This is a genomic window from Wolbachia endosymbiont (group A) of Conops quadrifasciatus (assembly GCF_964027015.1).
Taxonomy (GTDB): Bacteria; Pseudomonadota; Alphaproteobacteria; order Rickettsiales; family Anaplasmataceae; genus Wolbachia.
In genome coordinates, this window is the sequence record NZ_OZ034722.1 from 317,424 (window position 1) to 335,617 (window position 18,194).

11 protein-coding genes, 1 tRNA gene and 3 pseudogenes are annotated in these 18,194 nt (G+C 35.5%); 6 read left to right on the top strand and 9 right to left on the bottom strand.

Annotated features, from left to right (window positions below; genetic code table 11):
- Positions 1-215: 215 nt before the first annotated feature.
- Positions 216-896 (bottom strand): group II intron maturase-specific domain-containing protein, encoded by a 681-nt coding sequence (locus tag AAGD69_RS01610; protein WP_341812358.1) that lies wholly within the window; start codon positions 894-896, stop codon positions 216-218.
- A gap of 266 nt (positions 897-1,162) precedes the next feature.
- Between AAGD69_RS01610 and AAGD69_RS01615 the strand changes: the two are divergent.
- From AAGD69_RS01615 to AAGD69_RS01625, 3 genes and pseudogenes are all read left to right on the top strand, one after another.
- Positions 1,163-2,509: pseudogene (locus tag AAGD69_RS01615) on the top strand (IS110 family transposase).
- Between the two features lie 46 nt (positions 2,510-2,555).
- Entirely contained in the window at positions 2,556-4,061 is a 1,506-nt protein-coding gene (locus tag AAGD69_RS01620) for a hypothetical protein (RefSeq protein ID WP_341812359.1), read from the top strand.
- A gap of 142 nt (positions 4,062-4,203) precedes the next feature.
- Positions 4,204-6,255, top strand: a complete 2,052-nt coding sequence (locus AAGD69_RS01625) for an ankyrin repeat domain-containing protein (protein ID WP_341812360.1) — start codon at positions 4,204-4,206, stop codon at positions 6,253-6,255.
- A gap of 125 nt (positions 6,256-6,380) precedes the next feature.
- On the opposite strand, the gene AAGD69_RS01630 is transcribed toward AAGD69_RS01625, so the two are convergent.
- The 8 genes and pseudogenes from AAGD69_RS01630 to AAGD69_RS01665 all read right to left on the bottom strand — a co-directional run bounded on the left by AAGD69_RS01630 (position 6,381) and on the right by AAGD69_RS01665 (position 13,088).
- Positions 6,381-7,253 (bottom strand): hypothetical protein, encoded by an 873-nt coding sequence (locus AAGD69_RS01630; protein WP_341812361.1) that lies wholly within the window; start codon positions 7,251-7,253, stop codon positions 6,381-6,383.
- Between the two features lie 36 nt (positions 7,254-7,289).
- Positions 7,290-7,424: a hypothetical protein gene (locus AAGD69_RS01635; protein ID WP_341812362.1), complete on the bottom strand. Its 135-nt coding sequence runs from the start codon at positions 7,422-7,424 to the stop codon at positions 7,290-7,292.
- A gap of 673 nt (positions 7,425-8,097) precedes the next feature.
- On the bottom strand, positions 8,098-8,784 hold the full coding sequence (locus tag AAGD69_RS01640; RefSeq protein ID WP_341812363.1) for a reverse transcriptase domain-containing protein: 687 nt from the start codon (positions 8,782-8,784) through the stop codon (positions 8,098-8,100).
- A gap of 598 nt (positions 8,785-9,382) precedes the next feature.
- A complete protein-coding gene (locus tag AAGD69_RS01645; protein ID WP_341812364.1) occupies positions 9,383-10,387 on the bottom strand; it encodes a major capsid protein in 1,005 nt (334 codons plus the stop codon).
- Between the two features lie 34 nt (positions 10,388-10,421).
- On the bottom strand, positions 10,422-10,799 hold the full coding sequence (locus AAGD69_RS01650; RefSeq protein WP_341812365.1) for a head decoration protein: 378 nt from the start codon (positions 10,797-10,799) through the stop codon (positions 10,422-10,424).
- Positions 10,800-10,842: 43 nt separating this feature from the next.
- A pseudogene (locus AAGD69_RS01655) lies at positions 10,843-10,980 on the bottom strand (IS5/IS1182 family transposase); the annotation flags it as partial.
- A 1-nt stretch (position 10,981) separates the two neighbouring features.
- Positions 10,982-12,328: pseudogene (locus tag AAGD69_RS01660) on the bottom strand (IS110 family transposase).
- Positions 12,329-13,011: 683 nt separating this feature from the next.
- Positions 13,012-13,088, bottom strand: a tRNA-Met gene (locus AAGD69_RS01665).
- Between the two features lie 59 nt (positions 13,089-13,147).
- On the opposite strand from AAGD69_RS01665, the gene AAGD69_RS01670 reads away from it, so the two are divergent.
- The 3 genes from AAGD69_RS01670 to AAGD69_RS01680 all read left to right on the top strand — a co-directional run bounded on the left by AAGD69_RS01670 (position 13,148) and on the right by AAGD69_RS01680 (position 18,091).
- Entirely contained in the window at positions 13,148-15,322 is a 2,175-nt protein-coding gene (locus AAGD69_RS01670) for a ComEC/Rec2 family competence protein (protein ID WP_341812366.1), read from the top strand.
- Positions 15,323-15,383: 61 nt separating this feature from the next.
- A complete protein-coding gene (locus tag AAGD69_RS01675; protein ID WP_341812367.1) occupies positions 15,384-17,144 on the top strand; it encodes a hypothetical protein in 1,761 nt (586 codons plus the stop codon).
- A gap of 53 nt (positions 17,145-17,197) precedes the next feature.
- Complete coding sequence (locus AAGD69_RS01680; protein WP_410529869.1) at positions 17,198-18,091, top strand: RluA family pseudouridine synthase; 894 nt, start codon at positions 17,198-17,200, stop codon at positions 18,089-18,091.
- The last annotated feature ends 103 nt before the right edge of the window (positions 18,092-18,194 follow it).

An 18,194-nucleotide genomic window follows, 5' to 3' on the forward strand; every position in this document is an offset into this window, starting at 1 on the left:
TAATCTTTTCTCAGTATTTTTACTATGGCTCTTTCTAAATTTCTCGATCCAAAGTTAGATTTAACATTTAAGAAAATCTGTAGGGTCGAGAACTGGCGCTCCTCCTTTAGGGTTTGGTGGCTATTCCATCACTTTCGTGGTGGGCCTCAATCCAAATTCCCATGTTAACGTTTCCAGCTCCCGCCTCGTCAAACGCAGCATGCGGTTTTCCTGCACTACGCTTTCCTAGCAAGTTCTTTACCAAAGCTTATCACATATTGTGTTGGTGATGCTTTCGGTCTGTAATACCTTATTCTGTAGTCTGAATATAGACCCGGCGTTTTGTATATCCATTCGCTACTCCACTTCTTCCAACCAAACCCTTTCTTTGCTTTCTTGGCTCGCATTAAGTTGCGTCTTACCTTCTTTTCCACCCAATGTTTTACGTAATTGAACTTTCGACTAGAGTTCCCTATCCTAAAGTAGTTTACCCACCCTCTCAATATCGGATTGATGTCATGTATCACTCTTTTTATCGGTTGCGATTTATAGCGCCGAAATATTTCCTTCAACTTGCGTAGCAGGTTTGTTCGTGCTTTCATCTGCGGTGTTTTCCTGACATTCCACTTTCCTTGTCTTGTGATATTCTCTTGAAAATCAAACCCTAGGAAGCTAAATATTTCTCCTTTCTTTAGGTTGATGACTTTTGTCTTTTCTTCATTTACGCTCACTTCTAGTTTTGCTAATTCCTCTTCCAACCTTCTGTATACTGCTCTCTCTAGCCATTCCCGTTTCGGGTATTCTCTGATCAGTATCACTAAATCATCTGCCCATCTGGAATATTCCATACGTTGGTACTTTCCTTCTTTGGTCACCTCTTTTGCTTTCTCCAACATTTTATCTACCTCATTTAGCACCGAACAGAAGAAATCTGTCAAACCAGGAAGAAACTCCTCAATTTAAGTTTTTAGTAGTTTTTAAGTATAGTTGTATAGGAAGCGCCTCTGAAGTTATAACCGAAATTTTCACTGGTGCCATAAGTACCCGTCGTTTAGCATGGTTTTGGGAGGAACGGTCAAATCATTGATGGAGTTTTTTAGGCTACCTCGGTTAGGAGATTGTATTATCTAACCGTTCCAAGCTGAAGCGTTTCCCTATTACAAATTATAATAAGGGAGTTACTATGAAAAAAGCAAAAAGTAAATTAGAGATCATGAATCCTGATGCAGCAGGAATAGATGTTGGTTCAGCTGTACATTATGTATGTGTACCAGAAGGAAGTGATGAACAGCGTATACAAAAATTTAGCTGCTTTACAGAGGATCTCCATAACATAGCAAAATGGCTGAAGAAATGTAAAGTTACTACAGTAGCCATGGAGTCAACAGGAGTATACTGGATTACTTTGTTCCAAGTACTTGAATCATATGGACTTGAAGTAAAGCTTGCAAATGCAAGACATGTAAAAAATGTACCTGGAAGAAAGTCAGATGTTCAGGATTGTCAATGGCTTCAACAACTACATAGTTATGGGTTAATCCAAGGATCATTTAGGCCAGATGATCAAATGTGTGTATTGCGTGGTTATGTTCGGCAACGTAAAAACTTAATTGAAAACGCTGCTAAACATATTAATCGCATGCAAAAGGTGTTAGTACAAATGAATATTCATTTACATAAAGTGACAAGCGATATTACTGGCGTCACAGGAATGCAAATTATTAAAGCAATAGTAGAAGGTGAAAGGAATCCTAAAAAACTAGCTGAATTCAGAAGTGTGAATATGAAGAATGATAAGGCTACTATAGCAAAAGCATTAACAGGCGATTATAGAGAAGAACATTTATTTGTATTAAAGCAAGAATATGAAGCATATAATTTTTTTCAAGAAAAAATAATTGAATGTGATAAAAGTATAGAGAACTATTACAAAGCATTAGAGACGAAGTCCGATGAGAGTAAAGAGTTAGGTAAGGAAAAAAATAAGTCTAGAAGAGGCAGACCAAATTTCACCCTGCGTGAGGAATTGTATCGTGTAACTGGTATAGATTTCACTAAAATTCCTGGATTTGATGTACTAACTGTACAAACCATTATTGCGGAAGTTGGCATTAATCATAATAAATGGCGATCAGAAAGGCATTTTACCTCATGGTTAGGGCTTAGCCCTGCTAATAAGATTACAGGAGAAAAAGTATTTTGAACAAAAACTCGTAAAGTTATTAATCGTGCTACGAATGCCTTGCGAATGGCTGCTTATGCTGTGGGAAATAGTAAAAGTGCATTGGGTGCATATTGTAGGAGATTAAAAAAACGGCTAGGAGCAATAAAAGCAATTACTTCTACAGCAAGAAAATTAGCATGCATCTTTTACCAAATGTTGAAATATGGACAAGAGTATGTGGAAAAAGGAATGAGCTATTACGAAACACGTTACAAAGAGAGAGTTGTAAAAAATTTAATCAAAAAAGCACAGGAATTTGGCTACATATTAGTTCAACAAGAAGCGCTAGTTAAGGGAGTTTCTTAGGAGTGGTAAAGAATCAAGTTATCATGGTTTTTTAGCAGGATTCTTAATGAATTTCAAATATCGTTATCATCTAAAACTGTATCTTGAGCTGTTTGCAGGGAAAGGTTACGCAGATATTATCTTACTTGTACGTGGTACTAATAAGTCGCTAAACTCTATTCCCATTATTATTGAGCTTAAAGCAGGTACTGGTCAAGCGAGTACGGTGATAAAAGCATTGAAGCAAGCACAAGATTATGTTAAGGCCTCTTTTTCTAACTCTATAAGAATGGTTACTACAGCTGAGGAGGCTATTTGTGTAGGATTAAATTTTGAAATGGTTGATCATGGAAATGTTGGAATTGACGTAGAAAATTTTCTTAGTCGAGAAGGTAATTCTGTAATAGAAAGGTTGCTTAGTACTGAAGCAGTGAATGCTGAGGCGATAAGAAAGCAGCTAGAGTACCTTTACTATGGGATTGTTTGGAGCAATGGTGGAAGTGATAATGTTAATTATGTCAGTAGAATGATCTTAGGTCAATTAGTGTTTATTCCTGATATTATTAAGCGTGAAAAATTAGGTAAATATATTTTGATTTATGATAAAAATGATAAAATGGTTACAGGATCGCAAACACGTTTAAAAACAGCAGAGGAAAGTATTGCAGATTGTGTTACAACTATAGTGCTAACTATAGGCAAGAAGATATTTATACTCAATGTAAATGAAAAAAATAAGTTTGTATTAAAAGTGCAAACTAGTAAAAGAATTCCAATTGAAAATATTCGAGGAATTCAAAACGTTAATGACATACAGATACAAGAAATAACCTTTAACTTGTACAGTACACCTAGTAATAAGAATCAATTTAACCAATACTGTGATCAGAATGATGGAGTTACACTAAAGATGTACAACTCATTAGACGAATACAAAAAAAACGGTGAAACTCTTCTAGGTGATTTTCTACCACCGATTGATAAAAACAAGAAGCTCAAGGCAGCTTTCGACAAAGCTATAAAATCTAGTCAGTATAATGACTACAAAAAACTATTCGAAGAAATTTCTCGTATATTGAATCCTTTACGATCATTAATAAAAAATGAAGCTACATTCCAAGCTGTACTGCATGGTTTATTTAGCAGCTATAGTGATAACGATATGAAAGTTATTACTGAGTTTCAATCAGGTAGTGGAAATAAGGTGGATATGATGTTAGTTATACAAGCTAATGACGGGGAGAAAGAATATTCTCCAGTTGGAATAGAGCTAAAGTTTGCTGAGCAAGGAAAGTTAAAAAGCAAGGAAAAAGAAGCGAAGGATCAGTTACAAAGGTATAAGCAAGGTGAGGCATATAAAGTGATTACTGATAGTGGCAAAGCTAACCTGATGTACGCTGTTTTTTATAAAGGTGCAGCAGATACAAATTCTCTCATAAAAATTGGTGATAAGTTTGTAGACGTAGAAGTGAAGCATAGCTCTGATGTAATGCTTTTTGGTAAACAACCAACTGGCCAAGTTAAACAATCAGTAACTTATCAAGCAGGCACCTCTCGAGCAGTTAATCAGTGATCTGGCTTGAGGAAAAGAGTTGTCTTCTCTCTCACTTCTTTTTATATCACATTTGCGAAATAATAAAAATATTATGCTTAATTAGCTTGACTCATATAATACATTGTATACAATATGTTATCTGTTCAAGCTAGGAGGTGGAATGGTAGGTAAAGAGTCAAGAGAATCTAGTCTAGGACTGTCTAGTCAACAAATAGATCAGCAAGACCTAGAATTGGGATTAAGTAACGTTTTAGGGTGTTCAGAAATAGATGATCGGAATCCAGAAACAACTGAGTTACCAATAGTAGATATTCAAGATGATTACTATAATTTCATCAAGGTAAGCTTAATTTATTCAGATAATGGCTCAAGAACCTTGGTAGACGATAGAAAATACTTAGAGTATCTAGTACACGAATGGCTCATGGATGCACCCAACTTAGAGTTAACATCTAGCCAAAAAAAGTTAAACAAAGGGTTACTCGGGAGTGTTATAAAAGATTTAGTTTGTGACAACTATAATCATTTCTTAAATCTTAAGCAGTGCTTAGCAGATAATAAGAACAGTGAAGACCTAAAGGATGTGTTCAACCTTAAAAGAAGCAAGTTAGGAACAACACTACTACATGTCTTTGTAGGACAAGAGAATATGCATGATCTTCTGGAAGCAGGAGCTGACCCAAACATACAAGATAATAAAGGTAAAACACCTTTGCATGATACTGCCCTGTATCATTGTAAATATGAAGATGTCGATTGTCTATTGGGTCTACACGCTAATCCTAATATACAGGATAGAGAAGGTAAAACACCACTGCACTACTATGCTGCTTATTGTACTAGTAGAAGTAGGAAAATCATGGATTTACTTGTAAAAAGTGGGGCTGATCTGAGTATAAAGGATAATGATGGCAAAACCCCCCTACAAATCGCAAGTGATAATAATAATGTTATAGAATGTCTCTTAACTGACAATCAAAAAAAATTGTATGACCAGCTATTAAAGTTAGTTAATATTGAATCGCTTGATTCAAATTGGGACGTACCTGATCCCGAACAATTTGAAAATCTAAAGAATTTTTTAAATGAGCATAAAAATGACGAAGATTTAAAGACAGTTTTAAAGGTTAAAGTTAATTCTGGTATTTCGGCACCTATTAAAAAATCTACATTTAAGGAAGTAGAAAAATTGCTTTTACAAGCAGGAGTAACTTCTTTAACGAAAGATGAGCAAGATAATTTTGAAGGGATAAGGAAGAATTTAGTAGAAAGATGGGATAGCCTTTTATCAAACATTGTCCCACCTGATCGATTAGCCAAGATAAATCGGTTTTTTATTCAAGTATCAGAAGCTGAAAGCCTAGCTGAATTACAAAAAGTTGTGAATGAAGCTATCATATCTGGAATAAGACTGAATTTTGCTAAAGATCAAGAGAATTATTTTACAGATCATGTGATAGAAAGAATTAACCAGCTAGACAAAAGTCCTGAAGTTGCTAGTGATATAATATGTGCATTAATATCGAGAGGAGGAAAGTTAAAGAATTCGAGCAGTTTTGAAGTCATTGATGAAATAGAGTCAAGCTTTAAGGGTCATAAAGCGAATATGATCAGAGCATATGACAATTATATTAATTATGCTAAAGAATTTTTTACAATTGCGGAAAATGCTGCTAATGGTGAATTGAATGATGCAAGGATAGATAATACCACTTTTTACTTAGAATATTCAGAAGATAGCACAATAGATGTTGCAAAGATTACAGATGGAGCAAGGGATTTAGGACTCACTCAAGGAGAAATAGAATACGGAAGAGATATAATCAAGATCGGTAAAAGTGAGGTGGAAATTATAACTCAAGGAGGAATAAGGAATTATACAGATCTTGTAGAAGATAGTGATATAGTGTTAACTTTCTATACTAGTTTGGGAGAATTAGAAGTTAGGTTATACCCCAGTAAGGAAAATGAGGGCCAAATAAAGGTAGAAATAAAAGACCAAGGTCTGCTGGAAAGTTTAAAGCACTGTAAAGAAGAACCAGGAAGAAATTGCTTGCTAGGAGGGTTATCAGTTAATAAGGCAATAGAACAAGGATATTTTTTCAGATCTGGAAAACTTAGTAAACCTTCTGAAACACTTAGCGTCAACTCCTCATTAGGTGATATATCATTGTCTTCTCCTATACAGGAAAGTATACAAAAGGTAAGATAGTCAGTTACACAATTTTACAAGGGAAAGCCATAGTAATGTTAAGTTAACGTTTTAGGTATTTTCCCGAATAAATTATCTTATTTAAAGATTTACCTGATGCTTATTTGTTTTTAAGCATAACATTTTTATGTTGTATTCAAATAAGAATGAACAATGACAGGCTGTGCTGGACCTTCCACTTTCTCCAGTTTGGTATTTGGCTTGAACGAATTATACAGTGCGAAACCTATACACGCTAATCCAACAATCCATCCAATTACGGCTATTACATGCATTTTCATAATATAGGATGCAACACTACCCACCAATAATACTACTCCAGCACTACCAGCCAGGATTGCTCGTTTTTGTTGTGTTGCTTTTGTTGATGGATTTTCTTCTTTGCCTGCAGCATCACTATTAAAACATTGTCGAAAAGGGAAGCTACCAGAAATATTGCGTTCTTGCACAGCATTTTCTATTGAAAAGTTTTGAGCTTTTTTGCTGTTTTCAAATGTCAGGTGAAAATTTTCGTTATCTTCATTGTCTAATAATACTGGATCTAATGGTATCAATCTTTTTGCTGGCATCGCTTTTTCTTTAGCACGTTCTATCGTTGTTGGATTAAAATTACCTATACATTCGTCGTCTAATAATACCGGATGTAATGATATCCGTCTTTTTGTTGATACAGCTTTTTCTTTAGGAAGAAGAACCTCGGTTTCAGCTTTCTCCTTATTTTCAAATGTCAGGTAAAAATCTTCTTTATCTTTATGAATATCATTATGTGATTCAGTTTCTGTAGCTTTATAAAAATTTATCATCTCCTCTTGCTCTTCTATATCAAAACACTTATCCATCACTTCTTTAACCTCCCTTGATACACTACAAGCCATTGATTCTTCCATAGTATTGTCTGTTGAAGCATTTTTGCCTTCTTCGTTACTTCCACATGATCTGGTGTTGGTTAATATCTCTGCATTAGCACCAACTTGAATTGTTATATTTTGATTCAACACTTTCTTATTATTTTTAGTCCGGTAGAGATCATAACTTTAAATCCTCTTATTAGGTTTAACTGCTATGATCCCCCCAACAGAACCGTACTTACGAATTTCCCGCATACGGCTCTTCAGTGTAGCATTCACAGCATCTTTGATTACTGCTATCTGATTTAGTTTTCCTTGCATCATATCCCAACCTCTGTTGTGTTGTTGTAACAATCCCTAAACCAGTTACTATACCGCTGATCGCTTCCCCTTGTATGTAGCTTTCCCACACTCTGAGTACTATCAATCAGTCCGACTTCCTTTGTATCTTCCGTTAATTCTCGCCTTTGTTGACTTGTTCCAACGTACCTTAGTAGGAATACAAAGGATCTCCCAGTTCATTTAGAATCCATCTCAACACATGACACGGCCTCCGATCCCGATAGAGTGAGTGATAACTTGCCTTATCGTTACCCTTCATGCTGTCTTCCATCATATGAAAAATGTCGATCTCTATGATATAGGAAATTTCGGGACTCAATACCTTCACTTGCGTTGTATCCTGTGTTGTCCATTCCACTAGCTTTACTACGCTCGTTACCTTACGCAGCATAATGGTCTGTTCTAGCCTGCTGGCTAGACTTTGCCTAAGGTTGGATTTTCACCAACTGTCTTCTAAACGCTTTTCTTGGCGCACTCATAATGATCTTTTACTCTTACTACACCATCTTCAACAGAACTATGGGTACGTATTGGTTCTCCATTACTCCCTAAATATTCTGAGATTATTTTCTTATCATTAACTTCCTCAAAAATACCATGTTTTTTGGCTTCTTCTAAAAGATCCTTTACAGCTTGGTTGTTGTTGCAAAGTTTAGCATAAATAATGTAGGTATATTTTAGCTAATATTGGGCTTACTATACCACCTTGTGGTGTACCTTGTTCGGTTGCTTCATAATGTCCAGCTTCAACTATTCCTGCCTTGAGAAACCGTTTTACTAACCACAATAAGTTGGGGTCTGTTATCCTCTCTCTCAGACATCTCATTAGCCATTTATGCTGAATATTATCATAGAACTTCTTGATATCCACTTCTACAATGTAATTAATTGGTTTGTCCATAACTGCTTTATTCAGTGTTTTGACCGCTTGATGACAGCTTCTTCCTGGTTGAAATCCATAAGAGTTGTCCAGAAAATTTGTTTCATAAATACTTTCTAGTATCTTCTTTAACATTATCTGTACCAACTTATCTTCTGTTGATGGTATTCCGAGCCCGCGTTTCTCTTTGCTCCCAGTTTTTGGTATATATACCCTTTTCACCGGTTGCGGTTGATACTGCTTTTTCTTCATGCTATCCACTAGAGTTCTAAGCTTCTCTTCAAGATTTTCTCCGTAAGTTTCCACTGTTACCTGGTCTATACCGCAAGCCTTGTTTCGTTTTAGTTCCTTATAGCACTCTGCAAGATTCTCTGCATTTATCAGATGCACTAACGATGTGAATTTCAATCGTTTATCTCGCTTCGCTCTTTCTACTATCTGGTCTAGTTTTCCTTGCATATTCCTCCAATCTCTGTTGTATTTGTATAGCAATCCCTATACCAGTTACTATATTGCTAACCGCTTCCCCTTGTATGTGGCTTTCCCACACTCTGAGTACTATCAGTTAGTCCGACTTCCTTCGTATCTTTCCCCAGTCCTCGCCTTTATTGACTTGTTCTAGAGTACCCTATTGGGAATACAAAGGATCTCCCAAGTTCACGTAAGTTCCATCTCAACACATGACACGGCCTTAGATCCCGATGGAGCAAGTGATATCTTGCCTTTTCGTTATCACTTATTTTGTCTTCCGCCTGCAAGAGAGCGTCAACCTCCATATCGTCAAAAATTTCGGGACTCAATACCTTTACTTTCGTTGCATCCTATATTGTCCCTTCTATTAGCCCTACTACGCTTGTTACCTTACGTAGCATAATAGTTCGTTCCAGATTGCTGGCTAGGCTTTACCTGAGTTAGATTTTCACCAACTGTTCCTTACGCACTTCTTGGCGCACCTTGCATATTTCTTTTTGATATACTAACCTTTACATGCTAAAAAAGCGCATACCGGTAGAGTCGTTCTGTGCCTCACCAACTTGTAGTTACTCTACCAGTATTGTTATGCTGCAACGACTTTGATTAATGTCCCTGGTCTGTGGCACATTGGCAATGGATTTGACTGCGTATGTAAATCGGTCCCTCTATCAAATCTTCTTGGCTCTTGTTTTGCATATAGTGGCTGTTCAAGAGTATTTACTGTCTCATTAAAGTCTGCTGGTGCAAAATATGTCGTAAACGTACTCGCTGTTCCTAGTGGAAAACAGTGCCCTGTATCTTTCTCAATAAATCTTCTCACGTTTCCTTCTAGGTCGGTTGCTTGCCCTCTGTATTCTTCAAACGTTATTCCACAGAACGTAAATCCTGACCTCATATCGTTCCGGAGCGCCGCACCTTCTTGCCACCTCTCATATGCTTCTTTTACTTTAGCATGGGAAGTTAATGCATCAAAAAATTCAGGACTTACCAAAGCATGAACCCCAGTCATATATTCACCGCTTAGGTTATCTTCAACATGACGCAGTACTTCTAGACATTTACGCTTGACATCGGTTGTTGCTGTTCCCAGTGCAAAATTTACTACTTTTGGCGTAATTTCAAATTCGTTGTACAGATTTAATAATTCACTGCCATCAGCATCCAAAATTATTCCCTTCAGCGCTCCCATTCGCAAATGCTCTAATGTTATTGCATGTTTGTTCCTCATCAATTGCAAATGATCGGTTATTACATCTGCCAGCGCTTTAAGTTCACTTTCTGATCCAAATGCCCTTATTCCTTGCACTTCCTCTGGTAATACTACATCATCATGTGGAATATGTGGAATCGTAAATGTTCTGACCTTTCTTTTTCCTCTTTTTCCTACTGTTGCTGGTGCTCCGGGTAACTGCGTTGGTAGTAAACTTAATACTCTGTTGTGTTCTTCTATTGTAATATGTCTAAATCTTACTGATCTACTTGGAAACAAATTTAAATTTTCAACTCGTCCATAATTTATTGGCAATATATTCATCGCATTTGTTAGTGCTGTCATGCTAAATGCTGTATTTGTAAATGGATTTTGCATCTTTCCCCCTTTAATACTGTTTTTAAATAGCTCGTTAAGCCCCTTTGCGGATAATGATCCCTCGTGCTTCAAGTTGCTTTATTGCTGCATTTTTCTGCTCTTCAGTGATATTTGCTGGCCATACAACTGCATGATCGGCAAGAAGGGCAATACGAGTAATTATTATTGCTTTAGTATCTCCATCTTTGCTATTTACATCGCTTGTTATTACACCTATTGCTGTTTGTGTGCCATCTGTTGCAGTTGGGTTTAAAATTTTAATTAGATCATCTTTATCACAACCAACAACTGTACCAAGCTTTAGGTTCTGCCCCTTAGCTACTGTTATTTGGTCTCTTGAGTATAGACTTGATGCCTCATACTTTAATAGATCACCAAGATTATTTGCTTCAGTAGACCTGCTGCGAATCAAGCAATAAAAAGAAGGAAAGGAGGGTGACTAAAATCAAGGTTAACTAAAAGGCGTGCTTAAGATTCACAATACCAGCAATAATATTGAACCTCAGGTTGTATTTTTTCTGAAAATTGCGGTAAACATGAGACATAATCTTAAATATCTTTATCTCACGGATCTTATTTTCTACTCTCATTCTCCTAAGAAACTCCCTTAACTAGCGCTTCTTGTTGAACTAATATGTAGCCAAATTCCTGTGCTTTTTTGATTAAATTTTTTACAACTCTCTCTTTGTAACGTGTTTCGTAATAGCTCATTCCTTTTTCCACATACTCTTGTCCATATTTCAACATTTGGTAAAAGATGCATGCTAATTTTCTTGCTGTAGAAGTAATTGCTTTTATTGCTCCTAGCCGTTTTTTTAATCTCCTACAATATGCACCCAATGCACTTTTACTATTTCCCACAGCATAAGCAGCCATTCGCAAGGCATTCGTAGCACGATTAATAACTTTACGAGTTTTTGTTCAAAATACTTTTTCTCCTGTAATCTTATTAGCAGGGCTAAGCCCTAACCATGAGGTAAAATGCCTTTCTGATCGCCATTTATTATGATTAATGCCAACTTCCGCAATAATGGTTTGTACAGTTAGTACATCAAATCCAGGAATTTTAGTGAAATCTATACCAGTTACACGATACAATTCCTCACGCAGGGTGAAATTTGGTCTGCCTCTTCTAGACTTATTTTTTTCCTTACCTAACTCTTTACTCTCATCGGACTTCGTCTCTAATGCTTTGTAATAGTTCTCTATACTTTTATCACATTCAATTATTTTTTCTTGAAAAAAATTATATGCTTCATATTCTTGCTTTAATACAAATAAATGTTCTTCTCTATAATCGCCTGTTAATGCTTTTGCTATAGTAGCCTTATCATTCTTCATATTCACACTTCTGAATTCAGCTAGTTTTTTAGGATTCCTTTCACCTTCTACTATTGCTTTAATAATTTGCATTCCTGTGACGCCAGTAATATCGCTTGTCACTTTATGTAAATGAATATTCATTTGTACTAACACCTTTTGCATGCGATTAATATGTTTAGCAGCGTTTTCAATTAAGTTTTTACGTTGCCGAACATAACCACGCAATACACACATTTGATCATCTGGCCTAAATGATCCTTGGATTAACCCATAACTATGTAGTTGTTGAAGCCATTGACAATCCTGAACATCTGACTTTCTTCCAGGTACATTTTTTACATGTCTTGCATTTGCAAGCTTTACTTCAAGTCCATATGATTCAAGTACTTGGAACAAAGTAATCCAGTATACTCCTGTTGACTCCATGGCTACTGTAGTAACTTTACATTTCTTCAGCCATTTTGCTATGTTATGGAGATCCTCTGTAAAGCAGCTAAATTTTTGTATACGCTGTTCATCACTTCCTTCTGGTACACATACATAATGTACAGCTGAACCAACATCTATTCCTGCTGCATCAGGATTCATGATCTCTAATTTACTTTTTGCTTTTTTCATAGTAACTCCCTTATTATAATTTGTAATAGGGAAACGCTTCAGCTTGGAACGGTTAGATAATACAATCTCCTAACCGAGGTAGCCTAAAAAACTCCATCAATGATTTGACCGTTCCTCCCAAAACCATGCTAAACGACGGGTACTTATGGCACCAGTGAAAATTTCGGTTATAACTTCAGAGGCGCTTCCTATACAACTATACTTAAAAACTACTAAAAACTTAAATTGAGGAGTTTCTTCCTGGTTTGACAGATTTCTTCTGTTCGGTGCTATACGCTTAATAACCGCGATTCAGCTGCTTTTAAGCCGCAACTAATCTAAATTATAAACGTTAAGAAATTTACTAAGTGAAAAAAAAGGCAAAGAAACCTCCGAGTAGCTGGTTTTGACTCTCTATTACTGTAAGTGGCGCTGTAATAATGTGCTAATGCTTAAAATAAGCGCGATTTGGCTGGATGTAGAAAAAATTTAGAAGACATGCAGCCGCTATAATTTTATATAATCCGCCAATAAATACTTTAAGTTTTTTACTGAATTTTTGTCATTGAACCCGCACGGATCAAAAACAAGTTTTGAGTCGAAAAATAATCTTATTGTCATAGTAATGGGGTTGGCGGAATTTGTCAAGTAAGTTTTGGTTTGTATGAGCTGCCTGAAACCACAATATTCGCACAGTTGGAAAATGGTTGCGGGAGTAGGATTTGAACCTACGGCCTTCAGGTTATGAGCCTGACGAGCTACCGAGCTGCTCCATCCCGCGTCGTTGTTTATTTAACTATTATACTTGCAATTATAGGATATACAAGGATAAAATCCGCTATGGGTCGTATATTAGTATATTTATTAACTTTTTTTGACATAATAGTTAGCTATATACGTCATAACCTACGTAATGAAAAATATAACTTGATACTGTGGTTTCCTGTGTGTCAGTGTGTAGGGATTTTAACCTATTTTTCCCTAAGTTTTGAACCAAGCTGCATTTTCACTATATCTATTTTTCTTTTGCTTCCACCTACACTAACTCTGATTGCGATACTGCACAAAAGGTACACAATACTATGCATTGCTTTAATTGCAGTGCTCATAGGATTTACAGCTAGTAAATTAAGAACAGCTTTAGTTGATACTCAAATTCTTGATAAAGAGAGATACGTAAAAGATATAATTGCCACAGTGAAGGACATTAATGACAGGGGCTCATACAAACAATTTCTGCTTTCTGTTACAAAACCCTCTGCTATCTCAAAATCCTCTCCTGTCATCCCAGCACCCCCTTTTGTCATCCCAGTACTTGATACTGGGATCCAGAAAAAAAAGATATGGATTCCAGCGTTACGCGCTGGAATGACACCGGATAGAGCTCTAGATAACATCAGAATATCAGTTAGAACCAAAGTGGAAAAAGGCATTAAAATAGGCGATCAAGTAAAATTATCAGCAAAACTCTTCCCTATAAAGATTGCGCCCTTGGAGCATGCATATGATTTTGCAAGAATAGCATATTATCAGAAAATAAGTGCAACAGGTTTTGCAACAAGCAAAATAGCTTTGCACAAAAAGGCTGAAGCAAAGAAATTTCAAGAATATATAGAATCTTTCCGTCAATACATTTATGAAAACCTGCAGCAAAATATTAAAAAACCACATGCAGACATAATTTCTGCATTACTAATCGGCAAAAAGGACGGAATAGACCAAAAAACTATGGATGCGATAAGAGATTCAGGTATAGCACATTTGTTTGCCATATCTGGTTTGCATTTATCATTCGTTGCTGGTCTGTTTTTTATAGTGTTTCGTAATTTATTCGCAATATCTGAAACTTTGACTCTTAAGTATAACACCAAGAAAATATCTGCATTCCTTACTATCTTGCCAAACACGTTTTATTTGTTGATTACCGGTATGCAAATTTCTGCTCAGCGTGCCTACATCATGGTGATTTTAGTACTCGTTGCAATAATGATAGAGAGAAAATATCGAGGATTAATAGCAATTGCGTTTGCTGCTGCAGTGATACTCTCAGTAGAACCAGAAGCAATTTTAAAGCCAGGCTTTCAGATGTCATTTTCTGCGGTTTTGGCACTGGTTGCCAGTTATCAAATTAATGCTAATAAATTGTTCAAAATAAAAATAATGAAATATTTTGTGTCGATAATGATCAGCTCAGTAATAGCAAGTTTAGCAACTGTTCCGTACACGATATACAATTTTAATTATTTTTCAATTAGTGGTATTATCACAAATTTAGTTGCTATACCAATAGTTACATTAATTATTATTCCACTTGGAATAATCTATGTTTTGTTGATTCCTTTCGGTATTGAATGGATTATAGCGCCACTTATAGAACGCCCAATTGACAGTATTTTGTATATAACAAACGCTATCGCTAGTCTTCAGTATTTGGTTATTCCCATTCGTACTTTTCCTGCCTCATCAATTATTATCATAACACTTGGTTTATTGTGGCTGTGCTTGTGGGAAAGAAATTGGCGTTTCTTCGGAATTTTCTTTATTGTACTAGGTATTTGCTTTAGCACCGCATATAAAACCCCCGACATCCTAATAAATGCTGATAATGTTGCTGCAAAGGAGAGTGATAACTTACTATATTCTCTCACCAGAAAAAATAGGAACTTTGTTGTCAAAACATGGGCGAAACAAAATGGGCAGAACCAAATTTTGAATCATACAAAATATAGCAATCCAGATAAAAGACTAAAGTGCAACGATTATGGCTGTATATATAATAAAGGAAATAATAAATCAGTACTGCTTGCTTATAAAAAAGAAGATATTTCAGAAAATTGTGATAAAGTTGATTTAATAATTCAATTAAGTGAATTCGACTATTCAGTTTGTAATACTAGAACTATTAAATACACCAATCTAAAAACATATGGCACACATTTAATTTGGTTAACAAATCGTTACGTAAAGATTAATACAGTGCGCTCTAATAGGCCTTGGCACATGTTGAAAAATTAAGAAACTTGATTTTAAGGTTTGGTTAATGTATACCTAAATAAATTAAAACTAGAAAAATGTTATGGTTACAGAAACTAAAGATCCTTTCAAAAACTATTTTGATTTTTTAGGATTTAGAAAACTTTCTGACCAGCCCAGTAGAATTTTGAGATCTATAAGAAAGTATTCTGGTACTATATCGATATCAAGTACCATTGCTACTCTTATAGCATTTACTGCCTTTTCTATTCAGCCTGTTACAGTAAGTATTGCTGGGTTTGTGTTCACGCCAGCACCTCTTGTCTTTATTCCTCTTGCAGTTCTCTTATTTACTGCTGTTATAAACTTTATAAATACACAAAAAATAAAAGAGAATGAGATAGATAAAAAAGTAGGAAACTATCAAGTTGATGAACAGTACAGCCAGATTGTTCAAGAAGCCGAAAAAATTGAAATTGTAACAAATTTAGATCGTAAGAGGAAAAAGCTTTCAATAGTTTTACCAATTTCTAAGACGCAGAGAAAAATACTAGAAGATATAAAAGCAGAAAATAGAAATAGGATTTTCTTGTTTACTGGATCATATGTATTTGGTGCTATTATAGTAGTTTCAGCAATATCACAATCCATTAATGCTCTAATAACATTAATATCTTTATTAGTCGTTATTCTTGTATGCATCATATCAACACTTAGCAATCTAATAAGTAATAGCGTAGATTATGAAAATCATACTATTAGAAACCACAATACTTTAGGTCTTCTACTTCCATACTGGTCTGGAAAGGGCATGGTTGTATCAGTAATAGAAAATAAGCTTGGTAAAAAGGAAAATGAACTAATATCTCTAATGAAAGAACTGCTTAGTCCGTTTTGCGACTCATTTGTCAGTAACCTTAAAAAAGCTTGCGATTTACTTGATAATAGTCTTTTAAAGCCTGCAAATATTAACATTAAAGAAACGCTTGGCAGTATAGGGAAGGATCTCAAAGCTTTACTTGATAAATTAGAAAAAGATATAAAGAAAAATGTGGATGAGGTGAAAACAACTGCTAGTAAAGAAATAACTGACTGCCTGAAAGATATTAGTAAAAGTGTGGATGTTCTGTGTAAAGAAGTTAGCAAAGACGTAAAAGATAAACTGAGTGAAGTGGATGTAAAGAAGGTAATGGACACAATAAATGCTATTAAGAATGCAGTAGAGACTATTGATGATAGAGTAGCCAGGTTAAAGCCAGGACAATATATGGGACTAACGGGAGCTACTTTCCACAATGAAAGACTGCCTAACGCACCTAATAACCCCAACCCTCAACAAAATGGGCAAGGAAGCAGTAGTCGATCTAATGCTAACGGATCTGCAAATAAAGAGATGCAAACTAGCACTAATGGATCTGCAGACAAAGAGATACAAGCACAGTTATTAGAAGAACACAGCCAACCAAATGAGCCTGATAATGAAGATAATACTGATCAATTAGTAGATGAAGAGAAGGATCTACAAGAACAAATGGCAGTCTTAGAAAAACAATACAGAATAAGGCAGCAGAAAAAAGATTTATTTGAACGAAAAAGAACAGATGAATGGAAAGAAAAAATCAATGGCAACCCAAGTGAATTTTTATATTATTTATTAGAATCTATTAAGCTGGAAGAAAAAGATAATAAAGAAAAAAAGGTTGAGGCAACACTACGGGATTTTGATAATAAAATAATAGTCCACTGGAAAGATAGCTCTAAGACAACTTGCCATATTAAAAAACAAGGTGATCTTCCTAGTACAAAAGTTGATTTTGTAGACAAAAACATTCACGCAGCATTTAAAGTAGCGTGTGCAGGATAGATATAACCTTAAACATTAATAGTGATGAGAAAAAATTAAGGTTAGACACCTATATAGCTGAAAAATGCAACATATCGCGCAGTAAAACTCAAAGACTAATACAGAATGAGCAGGTAAAATTACTTGGCACACCGATAATTAATAATGATCACATAGTAAAATCAGGTGAAGAGTATATAGTACATCTCGTTCAACCTAACATATCCACATCAATTGAGCCTAATTATGACATAAAACTTGATATCGTCTATGAAGATGAGGACATTATAGTTCTGAGTAAACAAAGTGGATTAACAGTGCACCCTGGTGCTGGGACAAACAATGATACGCTCTTGAACGCAGTTATCGCTCACCTTGATGTAAGACCAGGAATTGTTCATAGACTCGATAAAGATACTAGTGGGCTGATGGTAATTGCAAAAAATGAGGAAGCCCATAGTTTTTTGTCTGAATTGTTATCAAATCGTAAAATAAAGCGAGAATATTTAGCAGTAGTTTGGGGAGCATTATCTTCCCAGCAGGGAACTATAAAAACTAACATTGCTCCCAAACGCGGTAATAAAGAAATGATGTGTGTAACAAAAATCACAGGCAAATTAGCAATCACTTACTATTTAGTGCAAAAAGTTATAGGACAAGCAAGCCTGGTTAAATGCACTTTAGAGACAGGCAGAACACACCAAATTCGAGTCCACATGAGCCACATAGGACATTCCATAGTTGGTGATCAAGTTTACGGAAAAAATAGTAGTAAAAGCACAAAATATGCTAAAAACTCTAGTTTTATTCGTAATTTCAATAGGCAAGCACTACATGCTTATACACTTGGCTTATACCACCCAAAAAGTAATAAATACATGGAATTTGTCTCTGATTTACCGCAAGATATAAAAACTTTAATTGGTGAGTTTGAAAATATACCTAAGAAAGGTTTACCTGATTTTTGAAGTATAAACCGACAATTTGAAAAACCGTCATTCCGCTATTAGTTAGCGGATGAGATACCGCGGGTGTTGCTTGGGTCAGCATAAATTGGCTATAACATTTTTA